The organism is Ferrovibrio sp. (assembly GCF_002796975.1).
Taxonomy (GTDB): Bacteria; Pseudomonadota; Alphaproteobacteria; order Ferrovibrionales; family Ferrovibrionaceae; genus Ferrovibrio.
Window position 1 is genome coordinate 40,802 of record NZ_PEKV01000017.1, and the last position, 16,050, is coordinate 56,851.

The window sequence follows — 16,050 nt, forward strand, 5'->3', positions numbered from 1 at the left end:
GAGGAAACCGAGCGTTTGTACCAGGCCAACGAGATTCTCTTTATTGCCTCCTTGTTGGTCCTGGTGAGCATCTTTGCCGGGTCGGCCTCGAGCCGTTTTGGCGTTCCTTTCCTGCTGGTCTTCCTCGGCCTTGGCCTTCTGGCCGGCGAGGGCGGTCCTGGCGGCATCGTCTTCAACGATTATCAGCTGACCTACTCGGTCGGCTCGGCCGCGCTCGGCATCATCCTGTTCGACGGCGGGTTGCGAACGCATCTCACCACCGTGCGGCTGGTGGTGGGGCCGGCCTTCGTGCTGGCGACAGTTGGCGTGCTGGCGACAGCCGGACTGGTCGGCGTCGCGGCCTATTACGCGCTCGGCCTCGGACTGATGGAGTCTTTCCTGGTCGGCGCCATCGTCGGTTCGACCGATGCCGCGGCGGTATTCTTCCTGCTCAACATGAAGGGCCTCGCGCTGCAGAAGCGCGTCAGCGGCACGCTGGAAGTCGAGTCCGGCATCAACGATCCGATGGCGATCTTCCTCACCATGGTGGCGGTTGAACTGATGCGGCAGGGCCAGCCGCCTGACACGCTGGAACTGGCTACACAGTTCGTGGTCGAAATGGTTGGCGGCCTGGTGGTCGGCGTCGGCGGGGGTTTCCTGCTGGTGGCGCTGTTCAACCGCGTGCCGGTCGCCGGCGGCCTCTATCCGATCGTGGCCATGGCGGCGGCATTGCTGATCTTCTCCGGCGCCTATTTCCTGCACGCCTCGGGTTATGTCGCGGTTTATGTCGCCGGCCTGGTGCTGGGTAACCGGCGCCATCGCGGCGCGCAGGTGATCCTGCGCTTCTACGACGGTCTCAGCTGGCTCAGCCAGATCGTCATGTTCCTGCTGCTCGGCCTGCTGATGACGCCCGACCAGATGAAACCCTATCTGGCCGGCAGCGGTGTTGTTGCCGGTGTGCTGATCTTGCTGGCGCGGCCGGTCGCCGTACTGCTCTGCCTGGTGCCGTTCCGCTATACCTTCCGCGAGATCGGCTTCATCTCCTGGATCGGATTGCGCGGCGCGGTGCCGATCTTCCTCGCCACCATTCCGGTGCTGGCCAAGCTGCCTGATGCCGAAGTCTACGTCACCGCCGCATTCGTCTGTGTGCTGGCCTCGCTCACCCTGCAGGGCTGGACGATTGCACCGGTAGCGCGTTTCTTCGGCCTCGAATTGCCCCCGAAACCTGAGGCCGTCAGCCGCACCGATCTCGATCTCGGCTCGACCGCCGACCGCGATGTGGCCAGCTATCGCGTCGAAGCCGATGCGCCCGCGCTGGGCTATCGCTTCGCCGAAATCCCGCTGCCAAGACGTTCGCGCATCATCACCGTGATCCGCGAGGGCACGGTGATGGACCGTACGAAACTGGATCACCTCGAGGCCGGCGACTACATCCTGGTGCTGGCGCCGGCCGAGCAGTTTTTCTCGCTCGACCGCCTGTTCATCTCCCGCGAGGCGCCGAAGCGCCGCAAAAAACGGGAACGCGGCGAGGAAGTGTTCGGGGAATTCGTATTGACCGGCGACACGCTGCTGGGTGAGGTGGCGCTGCTCTATGGCATTCCCGTCGAAGAAAAAGATCGTGGCGAGCCGGTCGGCGCCTATATGCGTCGCCGCCTGCGCCATCGCGCCGTGGTGGGTGATCGCGTGCGCTGGGGTCCGGTGGAACTGGTGGCGCGCGAGATCCGCAAGGATCGCATCACTTCGATCGGCATCGAACTCGAACCGGAGGAGCATCCGGTCTGGCGCGGTTTCCGCCGCGCATTCGGTTTCGATTAAGTAAATCAAGAAAAGAGGAAACGCATGGCCGCCCCGCTGGAATTCTATTTCGATTTCGCCTCGCCCTATGGCTATATCGCCGCCCAGCGTATCGATGCACTGGCGCAGAAACATGGCCGCAGCATCGACTGGCGGCCGATGCTGCTCGGCGCGGTGTTCAAGGTGGCGGGGACGCAGCCGCTGACCGAATATCCGCTCAAGGGGAAATACTCGACCTACGATTTCCAGCGCAGCGCGCGCGAGCATGGCATCGGTTTCAGGATGCCGTCGAAATTCCCGCTTGGCACCGTCGGTGCCTGCCGTGGCACCTACTGGCTGAAGGCGACTGATGCCGACAAGGCGGTGCCGTTCGTCAAGGCGGTCTACAAGGCCTATTTCGTCGAGGATCGCGATATCTCGTCGAACGAGGTGCTGGCCGATATCGCCGCCGACCTTGGTGTGGATCGTGCGGCTTTCCTCGCCGGCATTGAGCAGCCCGAGGTCAAGGGCAAGCTGCGCGAGGTGACTGAAGATGCGATCCAGAACCGCGGCGTGTTCGGCTCACCTTTCATCTTCGTCGACGGCGAGCCCTTCTGGGGCGCTGACCGTCTCGACCAGATCGACCGCTGGCTGTCGCGCGGCGGCTGGTAACAGATAGAAAATACAGGGAGAGGCGTCGTGGCCAAGCAGATTGTCTTTTATTGGGACTTCACCTCGCCTTATGCCTATATCGGCGCCAACATGATCGAGGCCGTGGCGCGCAAGCACAATCGCAGCGTCGACTGGCGACCGGTTTCGATCGGGCATCTGTGGAAGGCAATCCCGGATCGCACGCCATTTCCCAAGGTGAAGATGGACTACATGGAGCATGACTGGACGCGCTCGGCGAAACTCGCCGGCCTGCCCATCGTAACCACGCCCAGCCCGTTTCCCACCGATGCCAAGCTGCCGCGCCTGCTGTTCTATCGCCTGAAAGACCAGAATCCGACCAAGGCAGTGGCCTTCGCCAAGGCAGCGTTCAAGCAATACTGGGGTGAGGGCAAGGATATCGCCCTACCGGAACACCTTAAGGCTGTGGTGCACGTGGCCGGAGTACCCGAAGCCGAGATTGCCAAGGCTGCCGAAGATGGTGCCGCGCGGCAGGCGGTGATCGATGCAACTGCCGAGGCGATTGAAACCAAGGCCTTCGGCACGCCGACTTTCATTGTCGATGACGAGATGTTCTGGGGTTCGGATCGCATCGATCATATCGACCGTTGGCTGACGCAGAAGAAGTAGCCCCGTATGTCAGACAAACCAGCCGGTACGGCGATGGCTGTTGCCGGGCTTGTCACCACTGCGCTGCTCTGGGGCATGATGATCCCGATGACGCATGCGCTGGCGACCCGGTATCTCGATCCGTTTTTCGTCTCGGCGGTTCGCTACCTGATCCCGGCACCGCTGCTGTTTGCGCTGGCGCTAATCTACGACCGCAAGTCGCCGTTCCGCGCGCCGATGCCCTGGGGCAAGCTGCTGCGGCTCGGCATGTCCATGTCGCTGTTCTCGCTCTGCTTCACCATCGGCATCATGCTGTCGGAACCGGTGCGTGCTGCCATCGTGATGAGCGCCAGCCCGCTGGTCGCGGCACTGGTCTCGAAGGTAATGCTGCGGGCACCGCTGGCGCGCGGTTTTTGGCCGGCGGCAGCGGCGGCCATGATCGGGGCAGCTCTGGTGGCGATCGATGCCGTAAAGGCACGCGCCGCCGCACCCGGCGAGATCGCCTATCTCGGTGAGGGGCTGCTGGTCTGCGCCATGGTGCTGTGGAGCTGGTATTCGGTGCGGGCGCAAAACTGGCTGGCGCCACTCGGCTTCGGCCAGATGCGAATTACGCTGCTGACCTCGCTGGCTGGCGGCCTGCTGATCTGCAGCCTGGTCGGTATCCTTGCGGTCTCCCAGCCCGAACGGCTGCCGACCGCATGGCCCGCGGCGTCTGCCATCGGCATGCTGCTTTGCATTGGGCTCGGCGGCGCGGGCCTCGCCATCCTGTTCTGGAATTATGGCGTCAGCCGCATCGGCGTGCCGGTCGCCACGCTCTATTCCAGCATGGCGCCGGTCTTTGCGGTCGTGGTCTCGGCGCTGTTCTTCGGCGCCAGCATCACGCTGCAGCAGGTGGCCGGCGGGATTCTCATCCTCGCCGGTATCCTGCGCATGCAGTGGATGCAGGTGAAAGTGACGCGTCAGAAGATCGTATAGGCGCCATCGATCACGAAACTGTCGCCGGTGTGGTACTGGCTGGTATCGCTCATGATATAGGCGGCGATGCCGGCAAAGTCGGAACCCTGGCCCCAGCGCCGTACCGGAATGCGCGGCAGCACATTGCCACTGAATTTCGGATCGGCCACGCCGGCCGCTGTCATCTCGGTCTCGATCCAGCCGGGCAGGATCGAATTCGCCGTCACGCCGTAGCGCGCCATGCCAACCGCCAGCGCGCGGACCATCGAGAGCATCGCCCCCTTGCTGGCGGCATAGGACTCCGCGCGTGCCGCACCGTGTACGCCGGCCGTACTCGCCATGCCCACGAGACGTCCGCCAGCCTTGTCGCCATTCTGGCTGCGCTCAACCATGTGGCGCGCAGCAGCACGCAGCGTGAAGAAGGCGCCATCGAGATTGACCGACAGCACGCGTCGCCATTCCTCGGTGCTGAGTTCATGGAAGACGGCGCGCTTCTGACTGACGCCGGCATTGGCGAAGCAGCCGTCAATGCGACCCATCTGCTTCAGCGCCTCGGCCATGGCGGCCTCGACCTGTGCCTCATCGGCGACATTCACTTTCTGCACGAGAACCTTGCGGCCATAAGCGGCGAGTTTCTTTTCCGCAGCGGCGTTCTTGTCAGGGTTGCCACCCCAGATCACCAGGTCGCAACCGGCCTGCGCCATGCCCTCGGCCATGCCCAGTCCGATGCCACCATTACCGCCGGTGACAAGGGCAACCTTGCCGCTGAGATCGAAGCCTTTGCCGGCCATGTTTCCTCCATAGTTTTTGTCGATGTTGGCGATAGATATATCTCGAAATTAACAGGTTGCACCGCGGGTCGCATCCTTTTCCGCCGGGGCCACTTGCGGGCATCCGGGGCGGCTGGCATGGTCGTTTCCATCACCGTCCGAGAACGAGAATCAGAACGCCCATGAGCGCGCTCACCAGCCAACTCGATACCCGTTCGGCCGCCTTCCGCGACAATACTGCCCAGATGCAGGCGCTGGTTGACGACCTGAAAGCCAAGGTCCGCCAGATCAAGCAGGGCGGTGGCGACAAGGCCCGTGAAAAGCATCTCTCGCGCGGGAAGCTGCTGCCGCGCGACCGTGTGCGCACCCTGCTCGATCCGGGCTCACCATTTCTGGAACTGAGCCAGTTCGCCGCTTACGACATGTATGGCGGGGACATCGCTGCTGCAGGCGTGATTACCGGCATCGGCCGGGTGAATGGCCGCGAATGCGTGATCGTCTGCAACGACGCCACGGTCAAGGGCGGCACGTATTTTCCGATGACGGTGAAGAAGCATCTGCGGGCGCAGGAGATCGCGCTGCAGAACCGGCTGCCCTGTATCTACATGGTGGATTCCGGCGGTGCCAATCTGCCGACCTGGGACGAGGTGTTCCCCGACAAGGAGCATTTCGGCCGCATCTTCTACAATCAGGCCCATATGTCGGCCGCCGGCATTCCGCAGATCGCCGTGGTGATGGGCAGTTGCACGGCGGGTGGCGCTTATATGCCAGCCATGTCGGATGAGTCGATCATCGTGCGTAATCAGGGCACCATCTTCCTCGCGGGCCCGCCGCTGGTGAAGGCGGCAACCGGGGAAGTGGTCTCGGCCGAGGATCTCGGCGGCGCCGATGTGCATACCCGCGTCTCGGGCGTCAGCGATCATTACGCAATGAACGATGCCCATGCGCTGGGTCTCGCGCGCAAGATCGTCGGTAACCTGAACACGGTGAAGCAGGTGACGGGCGACGTGCGCGAGCCGAAGCCTCCGCGTTTCGATCCGGCCGAACTCTATGGCGTGATTCCGAAGGACGGCCGCATTCCCTTCGACGTGCGTGAGATCATTGCGCGCATCGTCGACGATTCCGAACTGGATGAGTTCAAGAAACTCTATGGCAGCACGCTGGTCTGCGGCTTCGCTCGCATCCACGGCTATCCGGTCGGCATCATCGCCAATAACGGCATTCTGTTCTCGGAAAGCTCGCTCAAGGGCGCGCATTTCATCGAACTCTGCTGCCAGCGCAACATCCCGCTGGTTTTCCTGCAGAACATCACCGGTTTCATGGTCGGCAAAAAATATGAGTCTGGTGGCATCGCCAAGGATGGCGCTAAGCTGGTGACGGCAGTCTCGACTGCGAGCGTGCCGAAATTCACTGTGATCATCGGCGGCTCCTACGGTGCCGGCAATTACGGCATGTGCGGTCGCGCCTACAGTCCGCGTCTGCTGTTCATGTGGCCCAATGCCCGCATCTCGGTGATGGGCGGGGAGCAGGCGGCCAGCGTGCTGGCCACCGTGAAACGCGACGGTATCGAAGCCGGCGGCGGCAACTGGTCGAAGGACGAGGAAGAAGCCTTCAAGAACCCGATCCGCGCACAATACGATCGACAGGGGCACCCGTATTATGCGTCGGCGCGACTGTGGGATGACGGTATCATCGATCCGGTCGATACCCGCACGGTGCTGGCGCTCGGCCTGAGCGCTGCCCATAACGCACCCATCGAGCCGACAAAGTTCGGCGTCTTCCGGATGTAATACCATGACCGATCAGATTGTACTGTTCGATATCGATCCGCGCGGCGTCGCCACCGTGACGCTGAACCGGCCACAGATCCACAATGCCTTCAACGACGACGTCATCGCCACGCTGACGAAAATCTGGGACGATCTTGCCGCACGTAGCGATGTGCGCGTTGTGGTGATGAAGGGTGCCGGCAAGAGCTTCTCGGCCGGCGGCGACCTCGACTGGATGCGCAAATCCGGTCAGGCGACACCCGAACAGAACCGTGTCAGTACCATGAACATGGCGCGCATGCTCAAAAAGCTGAACGATCTGCCGCAGGCGACGGTCGCGCTCGTCCATGGCAACTGCATGGCCGGCGGCACCGGCCTAGCCTCGGCGGCCGATATCGTGGTGGCCACCAAGAGTGCGCAGTTCGCGCTGACTGAGGTGCGGCTCGGCCTGACGCCGGCGACCATCTCGCCCTATGTAGTGGCGGCCATGGGCCCGCGGCAGGCACGACGCTATTTCCTCACCGCCGAACGCTTCACTGCTGACGATGCCTGTCGCATCGGTCTGATCCATGAAGTGGTGGCCGACGAGGGTGCGCTGGAAACCCGCGGCGTCGAGCTGATCGGTATGCTGCTGCAGGGTGCGCCGGGCGCGATCCGCGACAGCAAGCTGCTGGTCGGCCGTGTGGCGAGCCGCAGCGTGGATGAAGAGGTGATGCAGTTCACCGCGCAGAATATTGCCGAGCGGCGCGCCAGTCCGGAAGGGCAGGAGGGCCTCGCGGCCTTCTTCGACAAGCGCAAACCAAACTGGGCGAAGTGAGAGGGCTGGCAACGTGTTTCGCAAGATCCTGATTGCCAATCGCGGCGAGATCGCCTGCCGGGTCGTCCGCACCGCCAAGCGCATGGGCGTGGCCACCGTCGCGGTCTATTCCGATGCTGATGCCAATGCGCTGCATGTGGCGATGGCCGACGAAGCGGTGCATATCGGCGCGGCTCCCGTGCGCGAAAGCTACCTGCTGCCAGACCGCATCATTGATGCGGCCAAGCGCACCGGCGCGCAGGCGATCCATCCGGGTTATGGCTTCCTGTCGGAAAATGCCAGCTTCGCCAAAGCCTGCAAGGATGCTGGCCTGGTCTTCATCGGTCCGCCGCCCTCGGCCATCGAGGCGATGGGCCTGAAGGGTGCTGCCAAGGCGCTGATGGAAAAGGCGAAGGTTCCGGTCGTGCCGGGCTATCATGGCGACGACCAGTCGCCCGATCTGCTGGCCAGGGAAGCCGAACGTATCGGCTATCCGGTGCTGATCAAGGCAGTTGCCGGCGGTGGTGGTAAGGGCATGCGTCGTGTCGACTCTGCACAGGAATTTGCCGCGGCGCTTGCCGGTGCACAGCGTGAAGGGGCTAATGCCTTCGGCGACGACAAGGTGCTGCTGGAAAAGTATCTGGTGAAGCCGCGCCATATCGAGATACAGGTCTTCGCCGACAGCCATGGCAATGCCGTGCATTTGTTCGAGCGCGACTGCTCGGTGCAGCGTCGGCATCAGAAGGTGCTGGAAGAGGCGCCGGCGCCGGGCATGCCACCGGAAATGCGCAAGGCGATGGGTGATGCCGCCGTAGCTGCCGCCAAAGCAATCGGCTATGTCGGTGCCGGCACGGTGGAGTTCATCGCCGATGTTTCCGATGGACTTCGGCCCGACCGCTTTTACTTCATGGAAATGAACACGCGCCTGCAGGTCGAGCATCCGGTGACCGAAATGATTACCGGTCAGGACCTAGTGGCCTGGCAGCTGGAAGTGGCGGCTGGCGGCAAGCTGCCGCTGACGCAGGACAAGTTGACCATCACCGGCCATGCGGTGGAAGCCCGAATCTACGCCGAAGATCCGCAAAAGAACTTCCTGCCGTCCGTCGGCACGCTGCATCGTCTGCGCACACCAGCGGTGGATGGCCATGTGCGGATCGATACGGGCGTGCGCGAAGGCGACTCCGTCACACCGTTCTATGATCCGATGATCGCCAAGCTGATCGTCTGGGATGCCGACCGTACCTCGGCTTTGCGTCGCATGCGGCAGGCGCTGGGTGAGTACCAGATCGCCGGCGTCACCACCAATACAGCTTTCCTGATCGCGCTGGCCGGCCACCAGGCGTTTATCGGCGGCGATCTCGATACCGGCTTTATCGAGCGGTTCCGCGCCGACCTGCTGCCGCCGGCCGAACCGGCCTCAATCACGGTGCTGGCGCTCGCCGCGCTGGCCGTGACGCTGGAGCGTCGCGCTGTTGTGGCGCAGGCGGCGACGAGAAGTGGCGACCCCTGGTCGCCGTGGTCTGCCGTCGATGGCTGGCGCGTGAACGATCAGGGCTGGGACGAGCTGCTGATGCGGGAACGGGACAACGACATTCTCTGCCGTATCGAATATCTGTCGGGTGGTGCATTACGCGTGCATGCACACGATACCGAGACGGTCGTGCAGGGCGTGATGGATAGCGAGGGTGGATTGGCCGCCGTGATCGACGGTCGCCGCCTGCGCGCCGGTATCGTGCGACGCGACGACGATCTGGTCGTCCTGCTGCCGGGCGAAACCCATCGCCTGACGATTATCGATCCGCGCGCAGCCGGCGATATGGATGAAGGCGGCAGCGGTCAGCTGAATGCGCCGATGCCGGGCAAGATCGTGCAGGTTCTGGTCGAGGAAGGGGCGAGTGTCGACAAAGGCCAGCCCCTGATGATTCTGGAAGCCATGAAGATGGAACACACCATCTCGGCGCCCGACAAGGGCAAGGTCGCCAAGGTGAACTTCATGGCCGGCGAGCAGGTGCCCGAGGGTGCTGCGCTGCTGCAGATCGAGGCGGAGGGCTGAGATGGTATTGCCGCGGAAAATCACTCTCTGGGAGGCCGGTCCGCGCGACGGCTTGCAGAACGAGCCCGGCGTGGTCTCGACCGAGGTCAAGGTCGAACTGATCGACCGGCTGGTCGATTGCGGCGCGACCCATATTGAGGCCACCAGTTTCGTGTCGCCGAAATGGGTGCCGCAGATGGGCGACCATGAGGCGGTGATGGCGCAGATGAAACGTCGGCCCGGCGTGGTCTACCAGGTGCTGACGCCTAATATGAAGGGCTATGAAGGGGCGCGTGCTGCTGGCGCACAGGCCATCGGTATCTTCGCGGCCGCCAGCGAAGGTTTCTCCAGGAAGAACATCAATTGCAGCATCGATGAAAGCATCGAACGGTTTCGTCCGGTGGTCGAGGCGGCAAAGCGCGATGGCGTGAAGGTGCGTGCTTTCGTGTCGGTGGCGATCGGCTGTCCGTTCGACGGGCCGATTGCGCCCGAGCAGACCGCGAAGGTGACGAAACAGATCTACGATCTAGGCTGCGACGATATCGCATTGGGCGATACCATCGGCGTCGGCACGCCCGGCAAGATCAGGGCGATGATCGAGGCCTGCGCCAAACTCGTGCCGCTGCATGTGCTGGGCGCGCATTTCCACGACACCTATGGCCAGGCCCTGGCGAATACGCTGGCCGCGCTGGAATGCGGTGTCACGCGGCACGATGCGTCGGTGGCCGGCCTTGGCGGTTGTCCTTACGCCCCCGGTGCGACCGGAAATGTCGCCACCGAAGATATCGTCTATATGCTGGATGGTATGGGCATCGAGACAGGCCTCGATCTGAAGAAGCTGGTGCAGACCGCCTGGTGGATTTCCGACCGGCTCGGTCGCCTGCCGGTGTCGCGCGTGGCGCGTGCGCTGAAATCGAAATGCGTCTGAGGTTGCCGTGCCGGTTCATCTCCTGAAAATCGCTGTCGGCATCGACAGCATCGAGCATTTCCAGGAACGCATGAAGCTGCGCCGAAAGGCCGGCAAAACCTTCACGCATTACACGCGCCATATGCCTAAGCGTTCGGAGGAAGTGCTAAACGGCGGTTCGCTGTACTGGATCGTCAAAGGCTATATCGCTGTGCGCTGCCCCATCGTCGGCCTGGAAGAAGCGGTGCTGGAGAACAAGGGGCCGCATTGCGGCATCGTGATGAAGTCGCAGTTGATCCCGGTACTACCGCTGCCGCGCCGGCCGCATCAGGGGTGGCGTTATCTGGAAGCTGAAGACGCGCCGCCAGACGTTGCCACCGCTGGCAAGGGCACCGACAAGCTGCCGCCGAAGCTGTTGGCCGAGTTGCGCGATCTGGGTCTGCTGTAATACCTAGAACATCTCTTTCTTTACCGGGTGATTCGGGATGACCGTGCAGTCACGGCCGCGCGTCATTGTCGTCGGCAACGAGAAGGGCGGCTCGGGCAAGTCGACCACCGCAATGCATATCCTGATCGCCCTTCTGCTGGAGGGCGGGCGGATTGCCGCCATCGATCTGGATGGCAAGCAGCGCACGCTGACGCGGTATCTGGAAAATCGTCGCGCCTTCATCACCAGGCATAACCTGCGGCTGGCAATGCCTGAGCATCGTGTCATCACCGAAAGCGAACTTGGGGTGAAGGCCGATGCGGCAGCGGAAGAAGCGGCACAGTTCGCCGCCACAGTCGATGAGCTTTCGGCGCAGCACGATTTCATTCTGGTCGACTGCCCGGGCAGCGACACCAACCTTGCCCGCGTGGGCCATTCCTATGCCGATCTGCTGGTCACGCCGGTGAATGATAGTTTCATTGATGTAGATTTGCTGGCCAGCGTCGATCCCGACACGCTGAAGGTGATCAAGCCAAGCCGGTATGCCGTCATGGTTTGGGAACAGCGCAAGCAGAGATTCGTGCGCGACCGCCAGAATGTCGACTGGGTGGTGATCCGCAACCGGTTGTCGCATCTCGATGCACGCAACAAGCGTAATGTCGGTCATGTACTCGAATCGCTGGAAAAGCGGATCGGTTTCCGCTTTCTGCCGGGCCTGTCGGAACGCGTGATTTTCCGCGAACTTTTCCTCAGCGGACTGACTTTGATGGATCTGGATCGCGCAGGACCGGGTGGTACAGCTGCGGGATTGAGCATGGCGCAGGCGGCGGCGCGACAGGAAGTCCGGAGCCTGCTGCTGGGCCTGAATTTAATAACTGACTGAATTGCCCGAAACAGCAGCATGCTGCAGTGCAAAAAGAGGCAAAATCACTTTTGCAACATATGGAAAAAGCCCCGCTTTCCCTTGGAGGAAGCAGGCGATGTGTGCTTTAAGAGGCGTCCAATTCGGGCATGATCCGACCGAGATTTACAGGGGACAGAACATGAGAACGACACTATCGCTGCTTGCCGGTGCTGCGCTGATTCTGACAGGTGCTTCTGCTCAGGCCCAGGGTTATCCCGACAAGCCCGTCACCATGGTGGTGCCTTTCTCCGCTGGCGGTCCGACTGACACTGTCGCCCGCCTGATCGGGCAGTCGATGGGTACGACCCTGAAGCAGCAGGTGATCGTCGAGAACGTCGGCGGTGCTGGCGGCACATTGGGTGCCGGTCGTGTCGCACGCTCGGCGCCGGATGGCTACACGATCCTGCTGCATCATATCGGCCAGGCCACCAGCGCGACGCTGTATCGCAAGCTGCCGTATGACGCGATCAAGGATTTCGAGCCGATCGGTCTGGTGACCGATGTGCCGATGACCATCGTCGCCAGGAAGGATCTGCCGCCGAAGGACTTCAAGGAACTGGTTACCTACGTGCAGCAGCAGAAGGACAAGGTGTCCTATGGCAATGCTGGCATCGGTGCGGCCTCGCATCTCTGCGGCCTGATGTTCATGAGTGCGATCAAGACGCAGATGACCACGGTTGCCTATAAGGGTACCGGTCCGGCGATGAACGACCTGCTGGGCGGTCAGATCGACCTGATGTGCGACCAGACCACCAACACCACGGGTCAGATCAAGGGTGGCAAGATCAAGGCCTATGCCGTGACCTCCAAGACCCGCGTGCCCTCGCTGCCCGATCTGCCGACCATGGACGAAGCCGGCATCAAGGGTTTCGAAGTGGCGATCTGGCATGGCCTCTATGCTCCGAAGGGCACCCCGAAGGCGGCCATCGACAAGCTGTCGAGTGCCCTCCAGGTGGCCCTGAAGGATAAGAATGTCGTGCAGCGCTTTGCTGAACTTGGCACCGAGCCGGTGGCGCAGAACCGTGCCACGCCGGCAGCGCTGGGCGCGCATCTGAAGGCCGAGATCGCCAAGTGGGCGCCGGTCATCAAGGCGGCCGGCGAATACGCCGACTGATCGACGCATAGCATTCTCGTAAACTTGGGGCGTCCCGTCTTTCTCCGACCGGACGCCCCTTGTACAAGATTTACCAAGCAGTTGGGGTACAGGGGGAGAAAATGTCCGGTTTCGGCATACGCAACCAGAAGGATTTCTACTCTGGTCTGCTATTTATCGCGTTCGGGGTGGCCTTCATGTGGATCGCCCAGAATTATAATTTCGGCACGCCCCGCCGCATGGGCCCCGCCTTCTTTCCTATCATTCTCTCCGGCATTCTGATCGCGATTGGAATTGCGATTGCGGTGCGAGGCGTGACGGTAGCTGAGGAACCGATGCGTGGCTTCACGCTCAAGGGCCTGGTACTGGTCATCGTCGGCACATTGCTGTTCGGTTTCCTGGTGCGCTCGGCTGGAGTGCCGATTGCGACCGCCGCTCTGGTTGCCGTCAGTGCCTATGCGAGCCAGCGTTTCAACTGGAAGCCGACACTGGTTCTGGCCGTTGGCATGGCGGTGTTCTGTACCGTTGTCTTCATCTACGCCCTCGGCCTGCCGATGCCGGTCCGCGGGCCGTGGCTTGGCGGTTGAGAAGGATCGCGTAAATGGAACTGTTTGCCAATCTTTACACCGGCTTTGAAGTCGCCCTGACCCCGCTCAACCTGCTCTATTGTCTGGGCGGCGTTTTCGTCGGCACGCTGATCGGCGTGTTGCCGGGCCTCGGGCCCACGGCCACGATCGCCATGCTCCTGCCGGTCACCTTCGGCCTGCCGCCCGTCTCGGCGCTGATCATGCTGGCCGGCATCTATTACGGCGCGCAATATGGCGGTTCCACGACCGCCATATTGATCAACCTGCCCGGTGAGTCATCCTCGGTGGTGACGGCGCTCGACGGCTATCAGATGGCGCGTCAGGGCAGGGCGGGACTGGCACTCTCCACGGCTGCGCTCGGCTCGTTCTTTGCCGGCACGGTGGCCACCTTCCTGCTGGCGCTGTTCGCACCGCCGCTGGCCGAGATTGCGCTGAAATTCGGTCCAGCCGAGTACTTCTCGCTGATGGTAATGGGCCTGGTGGCCTCGGTGGTGCTGGCGCATGGCTCGCTGATCAAGGCGATTGCCATGATCCTGCTGGGTCTGCTGCTCGGTCTGGTTGGCACGGACGTCACCTCAGGTACGCCGCGCTTCACCTTCGACATTCCTGAACTGGCCGACGGCATCAATTTCGTGATCGTCGCCATGGGCATGTTCGGCCTTGGCGAGATCATCCGGAATCTGGAGAACGAGGAGACGCGCGACGTCTTTGCTCGCAAGATCACCGGTCTGTTGCCGACCTGGAATGATATCAAGACGATCACCGCGCCGGTGTTGCGTGGCACCGCACTGGGCTCGGCGCTGGGCATTCTGCCTGGCGGTGGCGCCATGCTGTCGTCCTTTGCCGCCTATTCGCTGGAAAAGAAGATTTCGAAGAATTCGAAGAACTTCGGCAAAGGCGCCATCGAAGGTGTGGCGGCTCCGGAATCGGCCAACAATGCCGGCGCGCAGACCAGCTTCATTCCGATGCTGACGCTGGGTATTCCATCTAATCCGGTGATGGCGCTGATGATCGGCGCGATGATCATCCAGGGCATCCAGCCGGGCCCGCAGGTGATGACCGAACAGCCCTCGCTGTTCTGGGGCATCATCGTTTCGATGTGGGTCGGCAACTTCTTCCTGGTCGTGCTGAACCTGCCGATGATCGGCCTGTGGGTGCGGATGCTCACCGTGCCGTATCACCTGCTGTATCCGGCCATCCTGGTCTTCTGCGCGATCGGCGTTTTCTCGCTGAACAACTCGACCTTCGATGTCTACCTGATGGCGATCTTCGGCGTGCTGGGCTACGTGCTGTCCAAGCTGGACTGCGAACCTGCTCCACTGTTGCTCGGCTTCATCCTGGGCCCGATGATGGAGGAGTATCTGCGCCGCGCCATGGTGTTGTCGCGAGGCGATGCAATGGTCTTCATCGAGCGCCCGATCAGCGCCACCATGCTGGGTCTCGCGGTGATCGGCCTGATAGTGGTGCTGCTGCCCTCGATCCGCAAGAAACGGGAAGAGGCCTTCACCGAGGAAGGCTGATCCGCATTGCAGTCTGCTGACAAAGAACGCCGCCGGTGCAAACCGGCGGCGTTCTTTGTCTTTGACGACGCAGTTGCAGCATGAACTCGATTGTATGGTTGCCCTGCCGTCTTCATTTGGTATTCTAACCCGGACGCGCAGGCTTCCTGGGCGTCGGGGAGAATTAATCATCGCAAACAGCGAGCTCCGCTGCGGTATTCGCCGTGCGGAAACGGGAGGAAACGGTATGCGATACGCAATTGCCATGATGGCGGTTCTGGCCGTCGGTGCGGTAAGCGGGACGGCCCTGGCAGCTGACCCGATCAAGATCAAGTTCAGCCACGTGGTTGCCGATGCCACGCCGAAGGGCAAGGGTGCGCTGGAATTTAAGCGGCTGGTCGAGGAGCGTCTTCGCGGCAAAGTTGTTGTCGAGGTTTATCCGAATTCTCAGTTGTTCGGCGATGCCAAGGAAATGGAAGCTCTGCTGCTCGGCGACGTGCAGATCATCGCTCCGTCGCTGTCGAAATTCGACAAGTTCACCAAGAAGCTGCAGGTCTTCGATCTGCCGTTCCTCTTTGATGACATCAACGCGATCGATCGTTTCCAGAAGGGTAAGAAGGGGCAGGAACTGCTCGGCTCGATGAAGAGCAAGGGCTATACCGGCCTGGCTTACTGGCATAACGGCATGAAGCAGCTGTCGGCGAACAAGGCGCTGCGCATGCCGGAGGATGCCAAGGGGCTGAAATTCCGCATCCAGTCGTCGAATGTGCTGCTGGCCCAGTTCCAGGCGCTTGGCGCCAATCCGCAGAAGATGGCGTTCGCCGAAGTCTACCAGGCACTGCAAACCGGCACCGTGGATGGCCAGGAAAACACCTGGTCGAACATCTATTCGCAGAAGTTCCACGAGGCGCAGAAATACATCACCGAGACCAATCATGGCGTGATCGACTACATGGTGGTCGCCAATACCAAATTCTGGGATGGCCTGCCGAAGGATGTGAAGCCGACAATCGAGAAGGCGATGGCCGATGCTACGGTCTATGCCAACAAGCTGGCTGAAGACATCAACCAGCAGGACAAGAAGCGGATCATGGATTCCGGTAAGTCGGAAATCATCACTCTGAAGAAGGATCAGGCTGCCGCGTGGCGTAAGGCGATGACGCCGGTTTACAAGCAGTTCGAACCCGATATCGGTAAGGATCTGCTCGACGCGGCACTGGCATCCAATAAGGCGAGCTGATCCGGGACGCGGTGCCTTTCGGGGGGGAGGCGCCGCGTAACC

General features: G+C 61.9%; 15 protein-coding genes. 14 read left to right on the plus strand and 1 reads right to left on the minus strand.

The window, feature by feature from the left end:
• The first annotated feature begins 15 nt into the window (after positions 1-15).
• Genes CTR53_RS18305 through CTR53_RS18320 form a run of 4 tightly spaced genes read left to right on the plus strand, consistent with a single transcriptional unit; the run spans position 16 to position 4,005 of the window.
• A complete protein-coding gene (locus CTR53_RS18305; RefSeq protein ID WP_290816892.1) occupies positions 16-1,794 on the plus strand; it encodes a potassium/proton antiporter in 1,779 nt (592 codons plus the stop codon).
• Between the two features lie 24 nt (positions 1,795-1,818).
• Entirely contained in the window at positions 1,819-2,424 is a 606-nt protein-coding gene (locus CTR53_RS18310; protein ID WP_290816894.1) for a 2-hydroxychromene-2-carboxylate isomerase, read from the plus strand.
• Positions 2,425-2,451: 27 nt separating this feature from the next.
• Positions 2,452-3,051: a 2-hydroxychromene-2-carboxylate isomerase gene (locus CTR53_RS18315; protein ID WP_290816897.1), complete on the plus strand. Its 600-nt coding sequence runs from the start codon at positions 2,452-2,454 to the stop codon at positions 3,049-3,051.
• A gap of 6 nt (positions 3,052-3,057) precedes the next feature.
• Positions 3,058-4,005 carry a DMT family transporter gene (locus tag CTR53_RS18320; protein ID WP_290816899.1) on the plus strand — a complete coding sequence of 316 codons (948 nt, stop codon included), beginning with the start codon at positions 3,058-3,060 and terminating at the stop codon, positions 4,003-4,005.
• Here the strand turns inward: CTR53_RS18320 and CTR53_RS18325 are convergent.
• On the minus strand, positions 3,990-4,775 hold the full coding sequence (locus CTR53_RS18325; protein ID WP_290816901.1) for an SDR family NAD(P)-dependent oxidoreductase: 786 nt from the start codon (positions 4,773-4,775) through the stop codon (positions 3,990-3,992). The two genes, CTR53_RS18320 and CTR53_RS18325, sit on opposite strands and share 16 nt — an antisense overlap.
• A 161-nt stretch (positions 4,776-4,936) precedes the next feature.
• Here CTR53_RS18325 and CTR53_RS18330 point away from each other — a divergent pair, with 161 nt between their 5' ends.
• From CTR53_RS18330 to CTR53_RS18375, 10 genes are all read left to right on the plus strand, one after another.
• Positions 4,937-6,544 (plus strand): carboxyl transferase domain-containing protein, encoded by a 1,608-nt coding sequence (locus tag CTR53_RS18330; protein WP_290816902.1) that lies wholly within the window; start codon positions 4,937-4,939, stop codon positions 6,542-6,544.
• 4 nt (positions 6,545-6,548) lie between these two features.
• The gene (locus CTR53_RS18335; RefSeq protein ID WP_290816905.1) at positions 6,549-7,340 is read left to right on the plus strand and encodes an enoyl-CoA hydratase/isomerase family protein; all 792 of its coding nucleotides are present in this window, start codon (positions 6,549-6,551) and stop codon (positions 7,338-7,340) included.
• A gap of 13 nt (positions 7,341-7,353) precedes the next feature.
• Complete coding sequence (locus CTR53_RS18340) at positions 7,354-9,372, plus strand: acetyl/propionyl/methylcrotonyl-CoA carboxylase subunit alpha (protein WP_290816908.1); 2,019 nt, start codon at positions 7,354-7,356, stop codon at positions 9,370-9,372.
• Between the two features lies 1 nt (position 9,373).
• Positions 9,374-10,279, plus strand: coding sequence for a hydroxymethylglutaryl-CoA lyase (locus CTR53_RS18345; protein ID WP_290816911.1), 906 nt, complete (start codon positions 9,374-9,376; stop codon positions 10,277-10,279).
• Between the two features lie 7 nt (positions 10,280-10,286).
• Positions 10,287-10,706 (plus strand): DUF1489 domain-containing protein, encoded by a 420-nt coding sequence (locus CTR53_RS18350; protein ID WP_290816914.1) that lies wholly within the window; start codon positions 10,287-10,289, stop codon positions 10,704-10,706.
• Positions 10,707-10,743: 37 nt separating this feature from the next.
• Positions 10,744-11,568, plus strand: coding sequence for a division plane positioning ATPase MipZ (locus CTR53_RS18355; protein ID WP_290816917.1), 825 nt, complete (start codon positions 10,744-10,746; stop codon positions 11,566-11,568).
• A 160-nt stretch (positions 11,569-11,728) separates the two neighbouring features.
• Entirely contained in the window at positions 11,729-12,703 is a 975-nt protein-coding gene (locus CTR53_RS18360; protein WP_290816920.1) for a tripartite tricarboxylate transporter substrate binding protein BugD, read from the plus strand.
• 59 nt (positions 12,704-12,762) lie between these two features.
• A complete protein-coding gene (locus CTR53_RS18365; RefSeq protein WP_290816923.1) occupies positions 12,763-13,269 on the plus strand; it encodes a tripartite tricarboxylate transporter TctB family protein in 507 nt (168 codons plus the stop codon).
• 14 nt (positions 13,270-13,283) lie between these two features.
• Complete coding sequence (locus CTR53_RS18370; protein ID WP_290816926.1) at positions 13,284-14,789, plus strand: tripartite tricarboxylate transporter permease; 1,506 nt, start codon at positions 13,284-13,286, stop codon at positions 14,787-14,789.
• Between the two features lie 226 nt (positions 14,790-15,015).
• Positions 15,016-16,008: a TRAP transporter substrate-binding protein gene (locus CTR53_RS18375; RefSeq protein WP_290816929.1), complete on the plus strand. Its 993-nt coding sequence runs from the start codon at positions 15,016-15,018 to the stop codon at positions 16,006-16,008.
• The last annotated feature ends 42 nt before the right edge of the window (positions 16,009-16,050 follow it).

Bases quoted from the DNA above. Each gene is read 5' to 3' on its own strand.
- CTR53_RS18310 (WP_290816894.1), top strand. From the start codon at position 1,819: ATGGCCGCCCCGCTGGAATTCTATTTCGATTTCGCCTCGCCCTATGGC.
- CTR53_RS18320 (WP_290816899.1), top strand. From the start codon at position 3,058: ATGTCAGACAAACCAGCCGGTACGGCGATGGCTGTTGCCGGGCTTGTC.
- CTR53_RS18325 (WP_290816901.1), bottom strand. From the start codon at position 4,775: ATGGCCGGCAAAGGCTTCGATCTCAGCGGCAAGGTTGCCCTTGTCACC.
- CTR53_RS18330 (WP_290816902.1), top strand. From the start codon at position 4,937: ATGAGCGCGCTCACCAGCCAACTCGATACCCGTTCGGCCGCCTTCCGC.
- CTR53_RS18335 (WP_290816905.1), top strand. From the start codon at position 6,549: ATGACCGATCAGATTGTACTGTTCGATATCGATCCGCGCGGCGTCGCC.
- CTR53_RS18345 (WP_290816911.1), top strand. From the start codon at position 9,374: ATGGTATTGCCGCGGAAAATCACTCTCTGGGAGGCCGGTCCGCGCGAC.
- CTR53_RS18355 (WP_290816917.1), top strand. From the start codon at position 10,744: ATGACCGTGCAGTCACGGCCGCGCGTCATTGTCGTCGGCAACGAGAAG.
- CTR53_RS18360 (WP_290816920.1), top strand. From the start codon at position 11,729: ATGAGAACGACACTATCGCTGCTTGCCGGTGCTGCGCTGATTCTGACA.
- CTR53_RS18370 (WP_290816926.1), top strand. From the start codon at position 13,284: ATGGAACTGTTTGCCAATCTTTACACCGGCTTTGAAGTCGCCCTGACC.
- CTR53_RS18375 (WP_290816929.1), top strand. From the start codon at position 15,016: ATGCGATACGCAATTGCCATGATGGCGGTTCTGGCCGTCGGTGCGGTA.